The following is a 17,971-nucleotide window of genomic DNA, read 5'->3' as shown; positions in this document are numbered from 1 at the left end:
CAGCTTGAGATATCACCAATAATGTTAATTTCTCCACAACGGAAAAAGCCTCTACATTGCTGTAGCGGCTTTCATCTTTATTTTGCGGGTGAAATATCGGGCAGCGATGAGCTCATGAACGAGAGGCATGGATGCTGGGCTGTTAAGCAGGGATGCTGTTGGACGGGACGGCCGCGACGATTGAAATAGATAAATGCCAGATACGAAAAAGCCCTAACATTGCTGTTAGGGCTTATCGAAATGTTGGCGGAGCGGACGGGACTCGAACCCGCGACCCCCGGCGTGACAGGCCGGTATTCTAACCAACTGAACTACCGCTCCTTTAGTCTAACGTTTGCACGTTAACCTAAATTAGGCGCTTGGCGATGACCTACTCTCACATGGGGAGACCCCACACTACCATCGGCGCGTTTGCGTTTCACTTCTGAGTTCGGGATGGGATCAGGTGGTTCCACAAGGCTATTGTCACCAAGCAAATTTTGTTTATTACCGTGTCCATCTCTGGACCACGTTAATAATAATTCGGAAAGCTGATTTGCTTTGAGTCTTTAACTTTATCAAGTGTCGATATTCTGTCTAAGGCTACTTCGTAAAACCCATCTGGGTTGTATGGTTAAGCCTCTCGAGTCATTAGTACATGTTAGCTCAACGCCTCACAACGCTTACACACCATGCCTATCAACGTCCTAGTCTCGAACGGCTCTTTAGAGGAATTAAATTCCTAGGGATGACTCATCTTAGGGCTCGCTTCCCGCTTAGATGCTTTCAGCGGTTATCGATTCCGAACGTAGCTACCGGGCAATGCCATTGGCATGACAACCCGAACACCAGCGGTTCGTCCACTCCGGTCCTCTCGTACTAGGAGCAGCTCCCTTCAATCATCCAACGCCCACGGCAGATAGGGACCGAACTGTCTCACGACGTTCTGAACCCAGCTCGCGTACCACTTTAAATGGCGAACAGCCATACCCTTGGGACCGACTTCAGCCCCAGGATGTGATGAGCCGACATCGAGGTGCCAAACACCGCCGTCGATATGAACTCTTGGGCGGTATCAGCCTGTTATCCCCGGAGTACCTTTTATCCGTTGAGCGATGGCCCTTCCATTCAGAACCACCGGATCACTATGACCTACTTTCGTACCTGCTCGACGTGTATGTCTCGCAGTTAAGCTGGCTTATGCCATTGCACTAACCGTACGATGTCCGACCGTACTTAGCCAACCTTCGTGCTCCTCCGTTACTCTTTGGGAGGAGACCGCCCCAGTCAAACTACCCACCAGGCACTGTCCCTAATCCCGATAAGGGACCTAGGTTAGAACATCAAAACTACAAGGGTGGTATTTCAAGGACGACTCCATCATGACTAGCGTCACAACTTCAAAGTCTCCCACCTATCCTACACATGTAGGTTCAATGTTCAGTGCCAAGCTATAGTAAAGGTTCACGGGGTCTTTCCGTCTAGCCGCGGGTATACGGCATCTTCACCGCAATTTCAACTTCACTGAGTCTCGGCTGGAGACAGCGTGGCCATCATTACGCCATTCGTGCAGGTCGGAACTTACCCGACAAGGAATTTCGCTACCTTAGGACCGTTATAGTTACGGCCGCCGTTTACCGGGGCTTCGATCATGAGCTTCTCTTGCGATAACCCAATCAATTAACCTTCCGGCACCGGGCAGGCGTCACACCGTATACTTCCTCTTGCGAGTTTGCACAGTGCTGTGTTTTTGATAAACAGTTGCAGCCACCTGGTATCTGCGACTCCCGTCAGCTTAGAGAGCAAGTCTCATCACCAACAAGAGCGTACCTTCTCCCGAAGTTACGGTACCATTTTGCCTAGTTCCTTCAGCCGAGTTCTCTCAAGCGCCTTGGTATTCTCTACCCGACCACCTGTGTCGGTTTGGGGTACGATTCCCACTAACCTGAAGCTTAGAAGATTTTCCTGGAAGCATGGCATCAACTACTTCAGTCCCTTAGGACCTCGTCATCAGCTCTCAGTCTGCACACTAAAGTGCGATTCCCCGGATTTGCCTAAGAAATCAACCTACCACCTTAAACGCGGACTACCAACGCCGCGCTAGCCTAGCCTTCTCCGTCTCTCCATCGCAGTTAGCGGAAGTACAGAAATATTAATCTGTTTCCCATCGATTACGCCTTTCGGCCTCACCTTAGGGGTCGACTCACCCTGCCCCGATTAACGTTGGACAGGAACCCTTGGTCTTTCGGCGAGGGGGTTTTTCACCCCCTTTATCGTTACTCATGTCAGCATTCGCACTTCTGATACCTCCAGCGTGGGTTACCCCTTCACCTTCAACGGCTTACAGAACGCTCCTCTACCGCGCACAGTAAACTGTGCACCCGTAGCTTCGGTGACTAGCTTAGCCCCGTTACATCTTCCGCGCAGGCCGACTCGACTAGTGAGCTATTACGCTTTCTTTAAATGATGGCTGCTTCTAAGCCAACATCCTAGCTGTCTAAGCCTTCCCACATCGTTTCCCACTTAGCTAGTACTTTGGGACCTTAGCTGACGGTCTGGGTTGTTTCCCTTTTGACGACGGACGTTAGCACCCGCCGTCTGTCTCCCGAGTAGTACTCATTGGTATTCGGAGTTTGCAAAGGGTTGGTAAGTCGGGATGACCCCCTAGCCTTAACAGTGCTCTACCCCCAATGGTATTCGCTCGAGGCGCTACCTAAATAGCTTTCGAGGAGAACCAGATATCTCCCGGTTTGATTGGCCTTTCACCCCCAGCCACAAGTCATCCGCTAATTTTTCAACATTAGTCGGTTCGGTCCTCCAGTTGATGTTACTCAACCTTCAACCTGCCCATGGCTAGATCACCGGGTTTCGGGTCTACACCTTGCAACTAAACGCGCAGTTAACACTCGGTTTCCCTACGGCTCCGCTATTCGCTTAACCTCGCTACAAAATGTAAGTCGCTGACCCATTATACAAAAGGTACGCAGTCACGGTCTCAAGAACCGCTCCCACTGCTTGTACGTATACGGTTTCAGGTTCTATTTCACTCCCCTCACAGGGGTTCTTTTCGCCTTTCCCTCACGGTACTGGTTCACTATCGGTCAGTCAGGAGTATTTAGCCTTGGAGGATGGTCCCCCCATATTCAAACAGGATGTCACGTGTCCCGCCTTACTCGTTTTCATCAATGGTTAGTTTTCATGTACGGGGCTATCACCCTGTGCCGCTGTGCTTTCCAACACATTCCACTAACACCCCACTGACTTAAGGGCTAATCCCCGTTCGCTCGCCGCTACTAGGGGAATCTCGGTTGATTTCTTTTCCTCCGGGTACTTAGATGTTTCAGTTCCCCGGGTTCGCCTCGCAACACTATGTATTCATGTTGCGATAACAGCTTATGCTGCTGGGTTCCCCCATTCGGACATCGTTAGCTCAAATGCTTGTTACTAGCTCGCCAACGCTTTTCGCAAGTTACTACGTCCTTCATCGCCTCTGACTGCCAAGGCATCCACCGTATACGCTTAGTCGCTTAACCATACAACCCAAATGAGTTTCACTCATCTGAGTCGCATTGCGACCAGCTTGGTTTTACTTGTCTCACTTCTGACCAAAGAAGTGGACGCGCCTTAGACGTAAACTATTCAACTAAGAATAATTTACTTTTGAATATTCAAGACACTTAATAAAGTGTTTGAGAACTCATGATGCAAACGTTTCCACGTTTACATCGGTTTGTAAGTAACATGACGACAGACATCATCACGTTACATACTATCAGCTTTCCAAATTGTTAAAGAACAATGCGTACCGGCTAGCGGCGCATTCAGCTCTGACTTCTCCTAAGAGAAGATAAACAAGCAATCTGTGTGAACACTCAACAAACATTAAGTTAGTCGTATAGGTAAGGAGGTGATCCAGCCCCAGGTTCCCCTAGGGCTACCTTGTTACGACTTCACCCCAGTCATGAACCACAAAGTGGTGAGCGCCCCCCGAAGGTTAAGCTACCCACTTCTTTTGCAGCCCACTCCCATGGTGTGACGGGCGGTGTGTACAAGGCCCGGGAACGTATTCACCGTGGCATTCTGATCCACGATTACTAGCGATTCCGACTTCATGGAGTCGAGTTGCAGACTCCAATCCGGACTACGACGAGCTTTGTGAGATTAGCTCCACCTCGCGGCTTTGCAACCCTCTGTACTCGCCATTGTAGCACGTGTGTAGCCCTACTCGTAAGGGCCATGATGACTTGACGTCGTCCCCACCTTCCTCCGGTTTATCACCGGCAGTCTCCCTAGAGTTCCCACCATTACGTGCTGGCAAATAAGGATAGGGGTTGCGCTCGTTGCGGGACTTAACCCAACATTTCACAACACGAGCTGACGACAGCCATGCAGCACCTGTCTCACGGTTCCCGAAGGCACTAAGCTATCTCTAGCGAATTCCGTGGATGTCAAGAGTAGGTAAGGTTCTTCGCGTTGCATCGAATTAAACCACATGCTCCACCGCTTGTGCGGGCCCCCGTCAATTCATTTGAGTTTTAACCTTGCGGCCGTACTCCCCAGGCGGTCTACTTAATGCGTTAGCTTGAGAGCCCAGTGTTCAAGACACCAAACTCCGAGTAGACATCGTTTACGGCGTGGACTACCAGGGTATCTAATCCTGTTTGCTCCCCACGCTTTCGTGCCTGAGCGTCAGTCTTTGTCCAGGGGGCCGCCTTCGCCACCGGTATTCCTCCAGATCTCTACGCATTTCACCGCTACACCTGGAATTCTACCCCCCTCTACAAGACTCTAGTTCGCCAGTTCGAAATGCAATTCCCAGGTTGAGCCCGGGGCTTTCACATCTCGCTTAACAAACCGCCTGCGCACGCTTTACGCCCAGTAATTCCGATTAACGCTCGGACCCTCCGTATTACCGCGGCTGCTGGCACGGAGTTAGCCGGTCCTTCTTCTGTAGGTAACGTCACAGCAACAGCGTATTAAGCTGCTACCTTTCCTCCCTACTGAAAGTGCTTTACAACCCGAAGGCCTTCTTCACACACGCGGCATGGCTGCATCAGGGTTTCCCCCATTGTGCAATATTCCCCACTGCTGCCTCCCGTAGGAGTCTGGGCCGTGTCTCAGTCCCAGTGTGGCTGATCATCCTCTCAGAACAGCTAGGGATCGTCGCCTTGGTGAGCCATTACCTCACCAACTAGCTAATCCCACCTAGGTTCATCCAATCGCGGAAGGCCCGAAGGTCCCCTCCTTTCCCCCGTAGGGCGTATGCGGTATTAGCAGTCGTTTCCAACTGTTATCCCCCTCGACTGGGCAGATCCCTAGGCATTACTCACCCGTCCGCCGCTCGCCGGCAAAGATAGCAAGCTATCTTCCCGCTGCCGCTCGACTTGCATGTGTTAGGCCTGCCGCCAGCGTTCAATCTGAGCCATGATCAAACTCTTCAATTAAAGTTTTTTGCTTCCGTCTTGCGACTTCAGCGGCTCAATGAATTCTGATTTTTTGTTTCTCGCACTCCTTATAAAAGAAGGGCTGAAACAAACTGTACATATTGCTATGAACACTCATCACTTTCGTGATACAGAAAATATTGATTTAAATTTTTGACTGCCAACCCGAAGGTTAAGCAGTTTCGATTAACTCAACACCTGTGAGTGTCCACACAGATTTCTTGTTTTATCTTGTTAAAGAGCAACTCAATATCCGTAAGAGAACGTGAGTACCACACTGAGCGCCGAACGCTTCCAGGTGGCTAGGGCTGCGTATTCTACGCATTTCCCGTTTCGTGTCAAGGAGTTTTTGCAAACTTTCTCAACACTCATCAATTAGTAAACTCATTGATGAACTGTCACATCAGGCTGCTTAACGCTGTCTGCCGTGTCAGTGGATGCGCATTATAGGGAGCAGGAGATTTTGTGCAAGGGCTTTTTAATGAAAAAAGATCGCATGGCGATCTTTTAAACAATGGCGATTCTTTTACGTGCAGAGTGTCGATTAATTGGGCTTTTTACTGCCTTTATCGATAAAACCTTGGATTAATGAGACAGCTTTGGCATCGTCCCAATCGACATAAGATCGAACAAAAGCTATCAATTGGCCCTGTTGATCGAGAATAAATGTCGCTGGAATCGTATCGAGCGGAAAAACATCCCCAAGACTTTGTGGCTGATCGTAGTAAGAGTTGAAATTTGGCATACCTAACGAGTTTAAGAACGGTTGAACCTGTTGCTTACCTTCTGCATCAATAGAGATAGGTAATAGTACGAAGTCTTCAGCTTTGAACTTAGTCGCTAGCCTTTCGATTGCTGGCAGCTCCCTTACACAGGGTGGACACCAGGTCGCCCACATGTTCACCATAATGATCTTACCTTTAAATTGACTGAAGTCGATGGTTTTACCATCGACGTCATTAAAGGTGACAGGCTCTATTGGGAAAGTCTTTGGCAAGACATTGATCAAATCAACTGTTGATTCCATCGGTTTAATCGTTTGCTGCATGCCGGGGTACGCATGCGCGACCCCACCAGCAAGTAACGAAAAGAGCGATGACAACATTAATGCCGTTATGACTTTATGCTTCATTTAGTATTACGCTTTAGCAAGGAATCTAACTCACGCTGATCTTCTTCGCTAATTTCATTCGGCACATTACCGCTGATGCGTTGTTTACGAATGAAGATAAAACCAATCACTAGCCCAATGAGTAACAAGCCAACGGGACCTAACCAAAGAATGTAGGTCTTGGTTTCCATCTTAGGCTTATAGAGTACAAACTCACCGTAACGGCTGGTCATAAACTCGATGATCTCATCATCTCCTTTGCCTTCGTCTACCATCTTGAACACTTCAAGACGCAGATCGCGCGCAACCGGTGAGTTTGAGTCGATCAAGTTTTGGTTTTGACACTGTGGGCAACGTAGTTCATGAGCCAAAGACAAACCGCGCTTTTGATTTTCAGGCGTTTTGAATTCGTAAGTATCAACCGGTGTTGCCATAACGGCGGTCGTCATGCTGAATAACAGCACTAGACTACCAATGATTTTTGTCAGCGTTCTCATGATGCGCCATCCTTCGCCGCTTCAGCTTGTAATTGTTGGATCATAGGGTAAAGGGTTTCACTCCATACGCGTTGGTCGATTGGACCCGCATAACGGAAGCGGATAATACCGTTGTGATCAACCACAAAACTTTCAGGTGCACCATAGACCCCAAGGTCTAATCCTAAACGGCCATCTTTATCATAGATATTGACGTTGTAGGGGTCGCCCTGACGCTTCAACTCTTCTAATGCGGGAGCACGCTCATCGCGATAGTTGATCCCGTAAATTGGCAGAAGATTTTTACGCTTTAGCATCACTAAGAAAGGATGCTCATATTTACAAGATGGACACCAAGTCGCCCACACATTAAGTAATGACACCTTGCCTTTTAATTGCTCATTCGTAATGATCTCAGCTGGTGTCTCTAAGCGTTCCAGTTGGAAAGCCGGAATAGGCTTTCCTTCCAGTGCCGAATCCAATTGCTGCGGATTCAGGAATAAGCCTTTATATAGAAACACCCCCATGGCGAGAAATATGACCAATGGGATAAACAGAACCAACTTCTTCATACATTCCCCAATTATTGAGCCGTTGCCAATTTTGCCTTTTCGGCCGAAGGCGCGATGGCTGCAGTGACTTTCGCACGGTAACGTTTATCCGATGCCGCGAAGAATCCACCAATCATCATGAAAATTGCCCCAAACCATAACCAACGCACGAACGGTTTGTAGTTCAAACGAACCGCAAATTCAGTGCTGGTAATTGGATCGCCCATGGTCACATACAAGTCACGGAATAGACCCCAGTCGATACCCGCTTCTGTCATGTCCATAGTACGCACATTATATTGACGACGGTCTGGCTTGAGTAATGTCAGCAGCTCATCACCTTTGTAGACTTCTATCTGTCCCTGCATTGCAGTGTAGTTAGGACCCACTACGTTTTTGGTCTCGAGATACTTAAAGGTATAACCCGCAAGCTCTTGGCTAATACCAGGTCCCATGCGAACACTTTTCTCAATCGAGTAATTCGACACCATAGTGGCGCCAATCACAGACACAGCAATACCAAGATGCGCGAAGATCATACCCAGCTGACTACGGCCCATACGGCTGATGCTGATATCACCTTCTTTCGACTTGACCATGTTATAGGCCGCTCTTGCTGTCGCTAGGATAATCCAAGAAGCCGCTGCAATACCAAAGGCAACCCAAGTATTGAATACACCATCGACGATAAATGGCGTCACAATACCGATAGCCGCAGCAATCATTGCAGGGATCAATAGCTGACGCTTAAGCTCGCCTGCTTTCGATTTTTTCCAACGGATAATTGGACCAATACCCATAAAGCCAAATAAGACTAATACGATAGGCACAAACACAGCGTTGAAGTATGGAGGTCCTACAGAGATTTTACCCATGCCGAGTGCATCGATGAGCAATGGATAGAGTGTACCCAATAGCACAGTACCTGCGGCAACGGTCAGTAACACGTTACAGACCAGTAGCATGGTTTCTTTAGACTTCAGCTCGAAACGGGCTGGGCTGCTCATTTCACTGGCGCGGAAGGCAAACAGCGTTAATGAACCGCCAATAGCTAAACCAAGTAACAACAGAATAAACATACCGCGGCTTGGATCGGCTGCGAATGAATGCACTGAGGTTAATACGCCAGAGCGAACAATAAAGGTACCAAGCAAACTTAAAGAGAAAGCGAAGATAGACAGTAATACGGTCCAGTTACGGAAGGCGCCGCGTTTCTCGGTCACAATCAAAGAGTGAACAAGCGCAGTACCCACTAACCAAGGCATGAAAGAGGCGTTCTCAACAGGATCCCAGAACCACCAACCGCCCCAGCCTAATTCATAATATGCCCACCAAGAACCTAGCGCGATACCTCCAGTTAGGAAGATCCAAGCGGCTAAGGTCCAAGGACGAGTCCAACGAGCCCATGCAGAATCGAGACGACCGCTCATCAGCGCGGCAATCGCAAATGCAAAGCTCACCGAGAAACCCACATAACCTAAATACAGCATAGGTGGATGGAAGATTAATCCCACATCCTGCAGCATTGGGTTCAAGTCACGGCCTTCGGCAGGTATCGGGAACAAACGTTCGAATGGGCTAGAGGTAAGTAGCATGAATAAGCTAAAACCAATCACGATCAGTGCTAACACTGCCAGTACGCGCGCAGTAAACACTTCCTCTAAACCTTTACTAAATAAGGCAACCGCTGCAGCCCAAGTCGATAAAGCAAACACCCAGAACAACAGTGACCCTTCATGACCGCCCCATACGGCCGAAATCTTAAAGAAGATAGGTAACTGAGAATTAGAGTGATGTGCCACATAAGCGACTGAGAAATCATCGACGGCAAAGCTATAGGCCAGCACGACAACTGATACAGTGATAAAAAAGAACATTCCGTACGTTAACGGCCAAGCATACCTAACAAGGTATTGATCTTTACGGGCAACACCTATTAGGGGGACGCTGATTAATAAGAAGGCAAAAGCCACCCCTATTATCAGCGCAAAGTGTCCAAGTTCTGGGATCATGGGTTTTCCTCAGTCTTCAATAATATGTTGATTTAGAAAGACTCTATCTCAACGCACAACATGTTATTCACGCAAATGCACGAAATTTTGCTCATTTTAGTATTTGCTATTGTTCCTGTCTGCCTCTTTCGTACAAAACTGGGTTACTTGTCTCATTCTCAATTTTAGAGGCTGATGAAAGTCACGGAAGAGGCTCAGTTCTGCATGTGACCGACAAATGACACTTAAGTTTCATACAATTTTTACAAGAAGAATCAATTTGTGAACCAGTGCCCAACTATAAGCTTTCGGTACTGGGATTACCTTATATTACTGTTCAATGAACAATCTTTACGTATAATCTTGCTTCCAAGCCTAGCGGTTACTCCGCTTTCTGCAAACTAAAGTGAATATAGAAACAATGACGACATTTTGGATTTTTATTGCGCTTGTTATGTTAGTCGGCCTGATGCTGATTTGGATCCCGCATTTCAGACAGCAGAAGTTGCTGAAAACTGAAGAAGCTGGAGTTCGTAAACAAACGAACCTTGAATTGTTCAATGAGCGCCTGAGCGTTCTTGAAAAAGAATTAAGCGAAGAGTTACTGGATCAAGCCGAATTCGATGCATTGAAAAAAGAGCTTGAAATCAGTCTACTCCAAGACATCAAAGAAGCGAGCGATGATTCACTGGTCAACCAAATCAAGCCAAAGACGATTCTGTGGCCGTCGATCATGTCAGTTTGTTTGATTGTTATCTCAGGCTATCTCTATCAGCACTTAGGTGCCTTCGAAAATATTGAAACTGCCCAACAACCTGCTAACCCACATGCGGGAATGGATACGGCTCAAATCATGGCGCAGCGCGTACAGATGATGGAAGCCCAAGTGAAAGCCGAGCCAGAGAACAGCCAAGTATGGTTCAGCTTAGGCCACGCTTATGTATCGGCAAACCAATACGACAAAGGGATTGCGGCTTTCGATAAAGTGATGGATTTAGTCGGAAAACACGCTGAATTATTAGGCCCTAAAGCAACAGCCATGTATTACAAAGCGGGTCAGCAAATGACACCGCAAATCCAAGCGATCATCGATGAGTCTTTAGCGATGGATGCTCAAGATCCTTCAACGCTATTACTTGTAGGTATGGATGCCTTCTTTACCGCTGACTACAAGAAAGCCATCGCCTCTTGGCAAACTATTCTTGATAGCGATCGTGCTGATGTTGATCGCGCAGCCCTAATGAATGCTATCGAAACCGCTAACTTACGTATGCAGTCTGAAACTGCTGGCATGCCAAATGACGATGCCCACAAGCAAGTGAAGACGAGTGCGACTAAGTCTGTCAATGTGACTATATCTATTTCTGCAGAACTTGCCGCTAAAGCCAGCCCTGAAGACACTATCTTTATCTTTGCCCGTGCAACTGAAGGACCAAAAGTCCCATTAGCGGCAACCAAAGTCAGTGCTAAGTCGTTCCCAGTTACTGTGACATTAGATGATAGCAGCGGTATGGGTGGCGATAAGAAGTTAAGTGACGCTATCAATGTGGAAGTGATTGCAGTGCTTTCTAAGCACGGTAATATCAAACCACAAGCGGGCGATCTTCAAGGTAAGATCAACACAGTAGCAGTCGGCGATACAGCCAACCTAGTACTTGATACCCAAGTGCAATAAACCGCAGTTTATTGCAGACATAAAAAAACCGGCTTTGGCCGGTTTTTTATTAACACTGAAAAAATTACTGAGCTTTAGACATAAACTCGATAGCTGCTTTGTAATCTTCGTCAGTACAATCTGTACACATACCGCCTGGTGGCATTGCATTCAAACCAGTTTTCACACTGTGCAGTAGAGCATCAATACCCTTAGCTAAGCGTGGTTCCCATTCTGCAGCGTTATGCACTTTTGGAGCGCCAGCAACACCCATGCTGTGGCATACGGTACATGCCTTGTTGAAAATAGCTTCAGCTTCTTGAGCTGATACGTTGACTGACATAGTCAAAGCAGCGACTGCAGTCATTGCTAACAGTTTTTTCATGTTCAATGTTCCTAATGCAAATACGTACAAAGCTCGGCGCTGCCCTTACTTAGGCAGACTCATTATAGCCGACTAAGATTACTACAAACTTCAAGAAATCTCATCTTTTTGTGATTAGAATCTCAACACAAAATGAATCAGGCGACAAGGGTGACAAATTCGTTAATATATTAGCAAGTCGTAAAAAAGTTCGATAAATATTGCGGTTATTGGAACCACATCATATTGCTGACATCTAGTGCAAACCAAGAGTAAACCCCCAATAACGTTTGTGTTAGAATAACTTGTGTTTCCTTCCGGCTTGAGATAGAGGGTTCAGTGACAAATATAACTAAAGAAACCACATTAGTGTCAGCCAGCAAGCTGACCTGTATCCGCGAAGAACGCATCCTTTTTGATGAGTTAAGTTTTGATATTAATGCCGGTGATATTGTTCAAATTGAAGGCCCTAACGGCGCGGGCAAAACCAGTTTATTACGCATATTGGCTGGTCTTTCTCGCCCCTATGCCGGACAAACGTTTTACAGAAATGAAGACATAAACCGCTGCCGTGATGAATACAATGAAGATCTCTTGTATCTCGGCCATTTAGCGGGAGTGAAATGCGAGCTTACCGCCGAAGAAAACCTTAATTTCAATTTAAGAATCAGTGGCTATGATGACTTTGATACCTCAGCCATTTTAGCCAAAGTGAACTTAACTGGTTTTGAAGAGGCGCTTGCTGGACATTTATCCGCAGGCCAGCATCGCAGAACTGCGCTATCGAGATTGTGGCATAGCAATTGTAAAATTTGGATCCTTGACGAACCTTTTACCGCGATCGATAAAAAAGGCGTCGAAGAGCTGGAGCAATTATTTATTCAGCATGCGGATAATGGCGGGTGTGTGATCCTCACAACTCACCAAGATATGGGCATTATCAAAGATGATAGGCTTCGTAAAATTCGTCTAGATTATCGCTTCATATAAGGTCAGGCTAAATGAAAAGAGGCATCAGTTTTACCCAGGCATTTTTTACCTTGCTGCAGCGAGATCTTAAAATTGCCATTCGTCACCGCGGCGACATTTTTAACCCACTGCTATTTTTTATTATGGTTGTGACCTTATTCCCACTGGGGATTGGCCCAGAGCCACAAATGTTAGCCCGTGTGGCACCTGGGATAATTTGGGTTGCAGCATTATTAGCCTCCATGTTGTCACTTGAAAGACTGTTCAAAGCGGACTTTAGTGATGGCAGCTTAGAACAAATGTTATTGAGTCCACAGCCATTAGCCATTCTGGTATTAGCCAAAGTGTTAGCCCATTGGATTTTAACCGGTGTGCCACTGATTATTATTGCGCCACTGTTAGCGGTGCTACTCAATTTAGATGGCAATAGTTATGGTGCGTTAATATCGACCCTTGCGCTAGGCACGCCAGTATTATCGCTATTAGGTGCCATTGGTGTGGCATTAACCGTCGGCCTTAGAAAAGGTGGCGTGTTACTCAGCTTACTTATTTTGCCCTTGTATATTCCGGTTCTCATTTTTGCAACGAGTGCCATAGACGCGGCAGGAATGAATTTACCCTATGACGGTCAGCTCGCTATAATAGGCGCTATGCTGGTCGGATCGTTAACCTTAGCACCTTTTGCAATTGGTGCATCTCTGCGAGTGAGTACTAACTAAAATGTGGAAATGGTTACACCCTTACGCGGATCCTGAACGCGCATATAAGTTATCAGGAACATTATTTCCATGGTTTGCGATCTTAGCAGGTCTGTTTATTGCTGTAGGCACAACATGGGGATTAGCCTTTGCGCCGACGGATTACCAACAGGGTGATAGCTATCGCATTATCTTTATCCATGTACCCGCTGCCTCTATGTCGATGGCAGCTTACATGGGTATGGCGACAGCGGCCTTTATCGGTTTAGTGTGGCAGATCAAACTTGCCGACTGGGCAGCGGCTTCGATTGCGCCTATCGGTGCAGTAATCACCTTTATTGCCCTCTTTACCGGTGCTGCATGGGGTAAACCTATGTGGGGCGCTTGGTGGGTATGGGATGCACGCTTAACCTCTGAGCTAGTATTACTGTTCCTATATTTAGGTGTTATCTCACTCTATGCCTCATTTGAGGATAAAGTGCTCGCGGCACGTGCTGCAGGGATCCTAGCGATCGTGGGTGTAATTAACATCCCTATTATCAAATACTCAGTTGAATGGTGGAGCTCATTGCATCAGCCATCAACTATCCGCATTACCGAGAAATCGACTATGTCGACGGAAATGCTCTATCCACTGTTAATCAATATGCTTGGCTTCGGTCTCATGATAGGTGCCATCACTATTGTGCGATTCAGAGCAGAAATTTTAGCAAGAAATGGCATGCGCCCTTGGGTGCGTGAACTAGCTAAGGCTGAGGAGGTCAAATAATGCAATTCGATTCAATCAGTGATTTTTTTAATATGGGCGGCTATGCATTCTATGTGTGGCTATCCTACGGAGTGACCTTCTTCTGCCTCTCGACGCTTATCATTACCAGCGCACGCCAAAAGCGTAAGGTGTTAATTGAAATCGCGAAGAAGATGGATAGAGAAGAACGCCTAAAAGAAACTAGGAGTACTAAATCGTGAACCCAAGACGCAAAAAAAGACTGACGTTAGCAGTGGCATTAATCGGTGGTGTTGCCGCGATTACTTCGCTTTTGCTTTATGCGCTGAACTCCAACTTAAACTTATTCTATACACCGTCTGAAATTGTCCACGGCAAAACAGATACTGGCGTCAAACCAGAAATTGGCCAACGCATTCGTGTCGGCGGCATGGTAACAGTCGGTTCTATGGTGCGAGACCCTAAGAGCTTACATGTGCAGTTCGCAGTGCATGACTCTCTAGGCGGCGAAGTACTGGTCACCTATGACGATCTACTGCCCGATCTATTCCGTGAAGGACAAGGTATTGTGGCGCAAGGCGTGCTAAGTGCTGATGGTAAGCTAGAAGCGACTGAAGTACTGGCTAAGCATGATGAAAACTACATGCCACCAGAAGTTGCCGAAGCCATGGGACAAAAGCACGAGAAGTTGGATTACAGCCAACAAAAGGCACCAGACACAAAGTAAGCAGTTGATGAAGTAGCAACAGCATACACACTAAGCCTCCTAGCCTAATAACTAGTGAGGCTTTTTTATTATCTCAATCTAGAAAATTAAAGGTGAACTATACTCAAGGCAGCATCAAAACCTAAGACTGCGTATGATTCAAATAACACCATTAAACATAAACTTGCATTGTGTTGCCCTACTCTTATGCCTTGTGAGTCTCTCGCAGAACGCCAATGCAGCTAAAGTGATCGTGATCGAAAGCTATCACCATGGATATCAATGGGACCAAGAATACTACCGAGCGATTAATGACACGCTTAGCCCCCTGCACGATGTGAGTTATTTCGAAATGGATACCAAGCGTTTACCAAAGGAGCAATTTGCCGAAAGAGCTGATTTAGCGTGGAAGTACATCCAAAGCCGAGCACCTCAACTGGTTATTCTCGCCGATGATAATGCGGTTAACCTGTTACATCAGCGCCTCAATGACAGCTTAATCCCAGTGGTCTATCTTGGGGTGAATATGAACCCTAGAGAGTATCATCTCAATGAGCACAAGCGCTTTACCGGTGTCATAGAAAGGCCGCTGCTACGACGCTCACTCCTCCTCATTCAACGCTTACTCCCACAGACTGTGCACCGTAAAATACTAGTCCTATTTGACCAAGGTGTTACCTCAGACTCAGCTGCAGAATACATCAGCAAACAACACTCAAGTATTTTGGGTGATATCGAAGTGAATTTGGTGCAATTGTCACAGCTCGCAGATTGGCAGCAACAGGTACTGACGGCGAAGGAGCAAGGCTATAACGCCATTGTCGTGGCGCTCTACCAAACAGTGAGGGATGCAGAAAATCGTTCTGTGGATGCGGATCAGCTCCTAAAATGGATATCAGAACATACACCGGTACCGAATTTCGGATTTTGGGGATTTAGCGTCTCCTCCGAGGGCAATATTGGAGGTTACGTACTCGATGGCTATCATCATGGCGAATTAGCAGCGAATATGGCGTTAAAAATACTGGCTGGCGAGAAACCCGAAAACATCTTTCCAGTGACGGATGATCTTGGGAAATACATGTTTAGTCAGCAAGGGTTGGCCAAATGGAATATTAGCCTACCGAAAGAAATCGAGAAAAATACTCTTTGGGTGAAGTAACGAAAAAAAGACATAAAAAAGCCGGGCATTAGCCCGGCTTTTTAAAAGTGTAACCTTAATTACTCAGCAGCTTCAACATCAACAGCTTGAGCAGCTTCTGGACGGCCAACTAGCTCGATGTAAGCCATAGGGGCTTTATCACCAGCACGTAAACCGCACTTAAGGATACGGGTATAGCCACCAGGACGTTCCTGGTAACGTGGACCCAACTCAGTAAATAACTTACCTACGACTTCAGCGTCGCGAGTACGTGCAAACGCTAAACGACGGTTTGCAACGCTGTCACTCTTAGCAAGTGTTATCAGAGGCTCAACTACGCGACGCAGTTCTTTCGCTTTAGCCACAGTTGTCTTGATGATCTCATGACGAACTAGTGAACCGGCCATGTTGCGAAACATGGCTTGGCGATGACTGCTGTTACGGTTTAGTTGACGACCACTCTTACGATGGCGCATGACCTAATCCTTATAACCTAAATCTGTACAAACCTGAGACTTATAGGTCGTCTGCTAAACTGGCTGGAGGCCAATTTTCCAAACGCATACCTAACGACAGTCCGCGAGAAGCTAAAACGTCCTTAATTTCAGTAAGAGATTTCTTACCTAAGTTAGGGGTCTTCAGCAACTCAACTTCAGTGCGCTGTACCAGATCTCCGATGTAATGAATCGCTTCGGCTTTCAAGCAGTTAGCCGAACGTACAGTTAGCTCTAAATCGTCGACAGGACGCAGCAGAATCGGATCGAATTCCGGTTTCTCTTCTTTCAGCTCTGGCTCAGTCACGTCACGTAATTCAACAAACGCATCTAGCTGTTCAGCCAGAATAGTTGCAGAACGACGGATAGCTTCCTCAGGATCGATAGTACCGTTTGTGGTCATATCGATAACGAGTTTATCTAAGTCAGTACGCTGTTCTACACGTGCTGCTTCTACATTGTAGGCAATACGTGCAACTGGCGAGAAAGAAGCATCAACCAGCAAGCGGCCGATTGGGCGATCATCGTCTTCAGTCTGTGCACGAGCAGATGCTGGTACATAGCCACGACCACGCTCAACGCGAATACGCATGCTGATATCATTGTTACCTGTCAGATGACAGATAATATGATCAGGATTCACGATAGTGACATCACCATCATGCGTGATATCTGCTGCGATGACAGGGCCTGCGCCGGACTTGCTCAACGTAAGCATAGCCTCGTCTTTACCCTCGATAGTCACTGCTAACCCTTTCAGGTTTAACAAGATCTCAAGGATATCTTCTTGAACGCCTTCCTTACTGCTGTATTCGTGCAGTACACCGTCAATCTCGACTTCGGTAACCGCGCAGCCGGGCATAGACGACAATAGGATGCGACGCAACGCGTTACCTAAAGTGTGGCCGAAACCACGCTCAAGTGGTTCCAATGTAACCTTGGCACGTGTTGAGTTAACCTGCTCGATATCAACGAGACGCGGTTTAAGAAATTCTGTAACAGAACCCTGCATTGTGTCCTCTCTTGTTTGTTAGCCTTACTTAGAGTAAAGCTCGACGATCAGCTGTTCGTTAATTTCCGCAGACAAATCGCTACGTTCTGGAACGCGCTTGAAAGCACCTTCCATTTTCGCATTGTCGACTTCAACCCATGTAGGCTTCTCGCGTTGAGCTGCCACTTCTAAAGCCGCTTTAATACGAGCTTGAGTACGTGACTTCTCGCGGATGCTCACAACATCATTCGCAGACACTTTGAATGATGGAATGTTAACAACACGACCGTTAACCATAATTGATTTATGGCTTACTAGCTGACGTGATTCTGCACGAGTTGCACCGAAGCCCATACGATAAACGACGTTATCAAGACGGGTTTCTAAAAGCTGAAGCAGGTTTTCACCTGTGTTGCCTTTAGTACGTGCAGCATCTTTGTAATAGTTACGGAATTGTTTTTCTAACACACCGTAAATACGACGAACTTTTTGTTTTTCGCGTAACTGAGTACCGTACTCTGACAAACGTGGCTTACGAGCGCCATGTTGTCCAGGTGCAGTTTCCAGTTTACACTTTGAATCGATTGCTCTCACACCGCTTTTTAAGAAAAGGTCTGTACCTTCTCGGCGGCTGAGCTTGAGCTTGGGACCCAAGTATCTTGCCATGATCTTTCT

At 46.9% G+C, this 17,971-nt stretch carries 15 protein-coding genes, 1 tRNA gene and 3 rRNA genes; 7 read left to right on the top strand and 12 right to left on the bottom strand.

Features of this window, described 5'->3' with window-relative positions; all coding sequences use genetic code 11:
* Nucleotides 1-244: 244 nt before the first annotated feature.
* From OX890_RS03425 to OX890_RS03390, 8 genes are all read right to left on the bottom strand, one after another.
* Nucleotides 245-321 (bottom strand) — tRNA-Asp (locus OX890_RS03425).
* Between the two features lie 36 nt (nucleotides 322-357).
* Nucleotides 358-473: ribosomal RNA gene (gene rrf / locus OX890_RS03420) — 5S ribosomal RNA — on the bottom strand.
* A gap of 136 nt (nucleotides 474-609) precedes the next feature.
* Nucleotides 610-3,512 (bottom strand): 23S ribosomal RNA (locus OX890_RS03415).
* 367 nt (nucleotides 3,513-3,879) lie between these two features.
* A 16S ribosomal RNA gene (locus OX890_RS03410) occupies nucleotides 3,880-5,423 on the bottom strand.
* Together the 16S, 23S and 5S rRNA genes with 1 tRNA gene alongside form the textbook arrangement of a ribosomal RNA operon.
* 544 nt (nucleotides 5,424-5,967) lie before the next feature.
* Nucleotides 5,968-6,555: a TlpA disulfide reductase family protein gene (locus OX890_RS03405; protein WP_107949750.1), complete on the bottom strand. Its 588-nt coding sequence runs from the start codon at nucleotides 6,553-6,555 to the stop codon at nucleotides 5,968-5,970.
* On the bottom strand, nucleotides 6,552-7,031 hold the full coding sequence (gene nrfF, locus OX890_RS03400) for a heme lyase NrfEFG subunit NrfF (RefSeq protein WP_268650091.1): 480 nt from the start codon (nucleotides 7,029-7,031) through the stop codon (nucleotides 6,552-6,554). The genes OX890_RS03405 and nrfF overlap by 4 nt, the downstream gene beginning before the upstream one ends.
* The gene (locus tag OX890_RS03395; protein ID WP_006079711.1) at nucleotides 7,028-7,582 is read right to left on the bottom strand and encodes a DsbE family thiol:disulfide interchange protein; all 555 of its coding nucleotides are present in this window, start codon (nucleotides 7,580-7,582) and stop codon (nucleotides 7,028-7,030) included. The genes nrfF and OX890_RS03395 overlap by 4 nt, the downstream gene beginning before the upstream one ends.
* A gap of 11 nt (nucleotides 7,583-7,593) precedes the next feature.
* A complete protein-coding gene (locus OX890_RS03390) occupies nucleotides 7,594-9,573 on the bottom strand; it encodes a heme lyase CcmF/NrfE family subunit (RefSeq protein ID WP_268650090.1) in 1,980 nt (659 codons plus the stop codon).
* Between the two features lie 400 nt (nucleotides 9,574-9,973).
* On the opposite strand from OX890_RS03390, the gene ccmI reads away from it, so the two are divergent.
* Nucleotides 9,974-11,227: a c-type cytochrome biogenesis protein CcmI gene (gene ccmI, locus OX890_RS03385; protein ID WP_268650587.1), complete on the top strand. Its 1,254-nt coding sequence runs from the start codon at nucleotides 9,974-9,976 to the stop codon at nucleotides 11,225-11,227.
* Nucleotides 11,228-11,291: 64 nt separating this feature from the next.
* Here ccmI and OX890_RS03380 read toward each other — a convergent pair whose 3' ends face one another.
* Complete coding sequence (locus OX890_RS03380; protein WP_006079708.1) at nucleotides 11,292-11,591, bottom strand: c-type cytochrome; 300 nt, start codon at nucleotides 11,589-11,591, stop codon at nucleotides 11,292-11,294.
* Nucleotides 11,592-11,909: 318 nt separating this feature from the next.
* Between OX890_RS03380 and ccmA the strand changes: the two genes are divergently transcribed.
* From ccmA to OX890_RS03350, 6 genes are all read left to right on the top strand, one after another.
* Entirely contained in the window at nucleotides 11,910-12,560 is a 651-nt protein-coding gene (gene ccmA, locus OX890_RS03375; RefSeq protein WP_006079707.1) for a cytochrome c biogenesis heme-transporting ATPase CcmA, read from the top strand.
* Between the two features lie 11 nt (nucleotides 12,561-12,571).
* Nucleotides 12,572-13,258 carry a heme exporter protein CcmB gene (gene ccmB / locus OX890_RS03370; RefSeq protein ID WP_006079706.1) on the top strand — a complete coding sequence of 229 codons (687 nt, stop codon included), beginning with the start codon at nucleotides 12,572-12,574 and terminating at the stop codon, nucleotides 13,256-13,258.
* Nucleotide 13,259: 1 nt separating this feature from the next.
* A complete protein-coding gene (locus OX890_RS03365) occupies nucleotides 13,260-14,006 on the top strand; it encodes a heme ABC transporter permease (RefSeq protein WP_006079703.1) in 747 nt (248 codons plus the stop codon).
* A complete protein-coding gene (gene ccmD, locus OX890_RS03360; RefSeq protein ID WP_011982116.1) occupies nucleotides 14,006-14,206 on the top strand; it encodes a heme exporter protein CcmD in 201 nt (66 codons plus the stop codon). The genes OX890_RS03365 and ccmD overlap by 1 nt, the downstream gene beginning before the upstream one ends.
* Nucleotides 14,203-14,691, top strand: a complete 489-nt coding sequence (gene ccmE / locus OX890_RS03355; protein ID WP_006079699.1) for a cytochrome c maturation protein CcmE — start codon at nucleotides 14,203-14,205, stop codon at nucleotides 14,689-14,691. Before ccmD ends, ccmE begins: the two co-directional genes overlap by 4 nt.
* 133 nt (nucleotides 14,692-14,824) lie before the next feature.
* Entirely contained in the window at nucleotides 14,825-15,832 is a 1,008-nt protein-coding gene (locus tag OX890_RS03350; protein ID WP_006086490.1) for an ABC transporter substrate-binding protein, read from the top strand.
* Between the two features lie 59 nt (nucleotides 15,833-15,891).
* Here the strand turns inward: OX890_RS03350 and rplQ are convergent, their stop codons facing one another.
* Genes rplQ through rpsD form a run of 3 tightly spaced genes read right to left on the bottom strand, consistent with a single transcriptional unit; the run spans nucleotide 15,892 to nucleotide 17,962 of the window.
* Nucleotides 15,892-16,287, bottom strand: a complete 396-nt coding sequence (rplQ, locus tag OX890_RS03345; RefSeq protein ID WP_006083573.1) for a 50S ribosomal protein L17 — start codon at nucleotides 16,285-16,287, stop codon at nucleotides 15,892-15,894.
* A gap of 40 nt (nucleotides 16,288-16,327) precedes the next feature.
* On the bottom strand, nucleotides 16,328-17,317 hold the full coding sequence (locus OX890_RS03340) for a DNA-directed RNA polymerase subunit alpha (RefSeq protein WP_006083574.1): 990 nt from the start codon (nucleotides 17,315-17,317) through the stop codon (nucleotides 16,328-16,330).
* Nucleotides 17,318-17,341: 24 nt separating this feature from the next.
* Nucleotides 17,342-17,962: a 30S ribosomal protein S4 gene (gene rpsD, locus OX890_RS03335; protein WP_006083575.1), complete on the bottom strand. Its 621-nt coding sequence runs from the start codon at nucleotides 17,960-17,962 to the stop codon at nucleotides 17,342-17,344.
* Nucleotides 17,963-17,971 lie beyond the last annotated feature (9 nt).

Source organism: Shewanella sp. DAU305 (genome assembly GCF_026802235.1).
In the GTDB taxonomy this organism is placed as follows: domain Bacteria; phylum Pseudomonadota; class Gammaproteobacteria; order Enterobacterales; family Shewanellaceae; genus Shewanella; species Shewanella baltica.
This window is presented reverse-complemented; position numbering and strand designations above follow the sequence as displayed.

Coding starts and splice junctions, on each gene's coding strand:
- OX890_RS03405 (WP_107949750.1), bottom strand. CDS start 6,555: ATGAAGCATAAAGTCATAACGGCATTAATGTTGTCATCGCTCTTTTCG.
- nrfF (WP_268650091.1), bottom strand. CDS start 7,031: ATGAGAACGCTGACAAAAATCATTGGTAGTCTAGTGCTGTTATTCAGC.
- OX890_RS03395 (WP_006079711.1), bottom strand. CDS start 7,582: ATGAAGAAGTTGGTTCTGTTTATCCCATTGGTCATATTTCTCGCCATG.
- OX890_RS03390 (WP_268650090.1), bottom strand. CDS start 9,573: ATGATCCCAGAACTTGGACACTTTGCGCTGATAATAGGGGTGGCTTTT.
- ccmI (WP_268650587.1), top strand. CDS start 9,974: ATGACGACATTTTGGATTTTTATTGCGCTTGTTATGTTAGTCGGCCTG.
- OX890_RS03380 (WP_006079708.1), bottom strand. CDS start 11,591: ATGAAAAAACTGTTAGCAATGACTGCAGTCGCTGCTTTGACTATGTCA.
- ccmB (WP_006079706.1), top strand. CDS start 12,572: ATGAAAAGAGGCATCAGTTTTACCCAGGCATTTTTTACCTTGCTGCAG.
- OX890_RS03365 (WP_006079703.1), top strand. CDS start 13,260: ATGTGGAAATGGTTACACCCTTACGCGGATCCTGAACGCGCATATAAG.
- ccmD (WP_011982116.1), top strand. CDS start 14,006: ATGCAATTCGATTCAATCAGTGATTTTTTTAATATGGGCGGCTATGCA.
- OX890_RS03350 (WP_006086490.1), top strand. CDS start 14,825: ATGATTCAAATAACACCATTAAACATAAACTTGCATTGTGTTGCCCTA.
- rplQ (WP_006083573.1), bottom strand. CDS start 16,287: ATGCGCCATCGTAAGAGTGGTCGTCAACTAAACCGTAACAGCAGTCAT.
- OX890_RS03340 (WP_006083574.1), bottom strand. CDS start 17,317: ATGCAGGGTTCTGTTACAGAATTTCTTAAACCGCGTCTCGTTGATATC.
- rpsD (WP_006083575.1), bottom strand. CDS start 17,962: ATGGCAAGATACTTGGGTCCCAAGCTCAAGCTCAGCCGCCGAGAAGGT.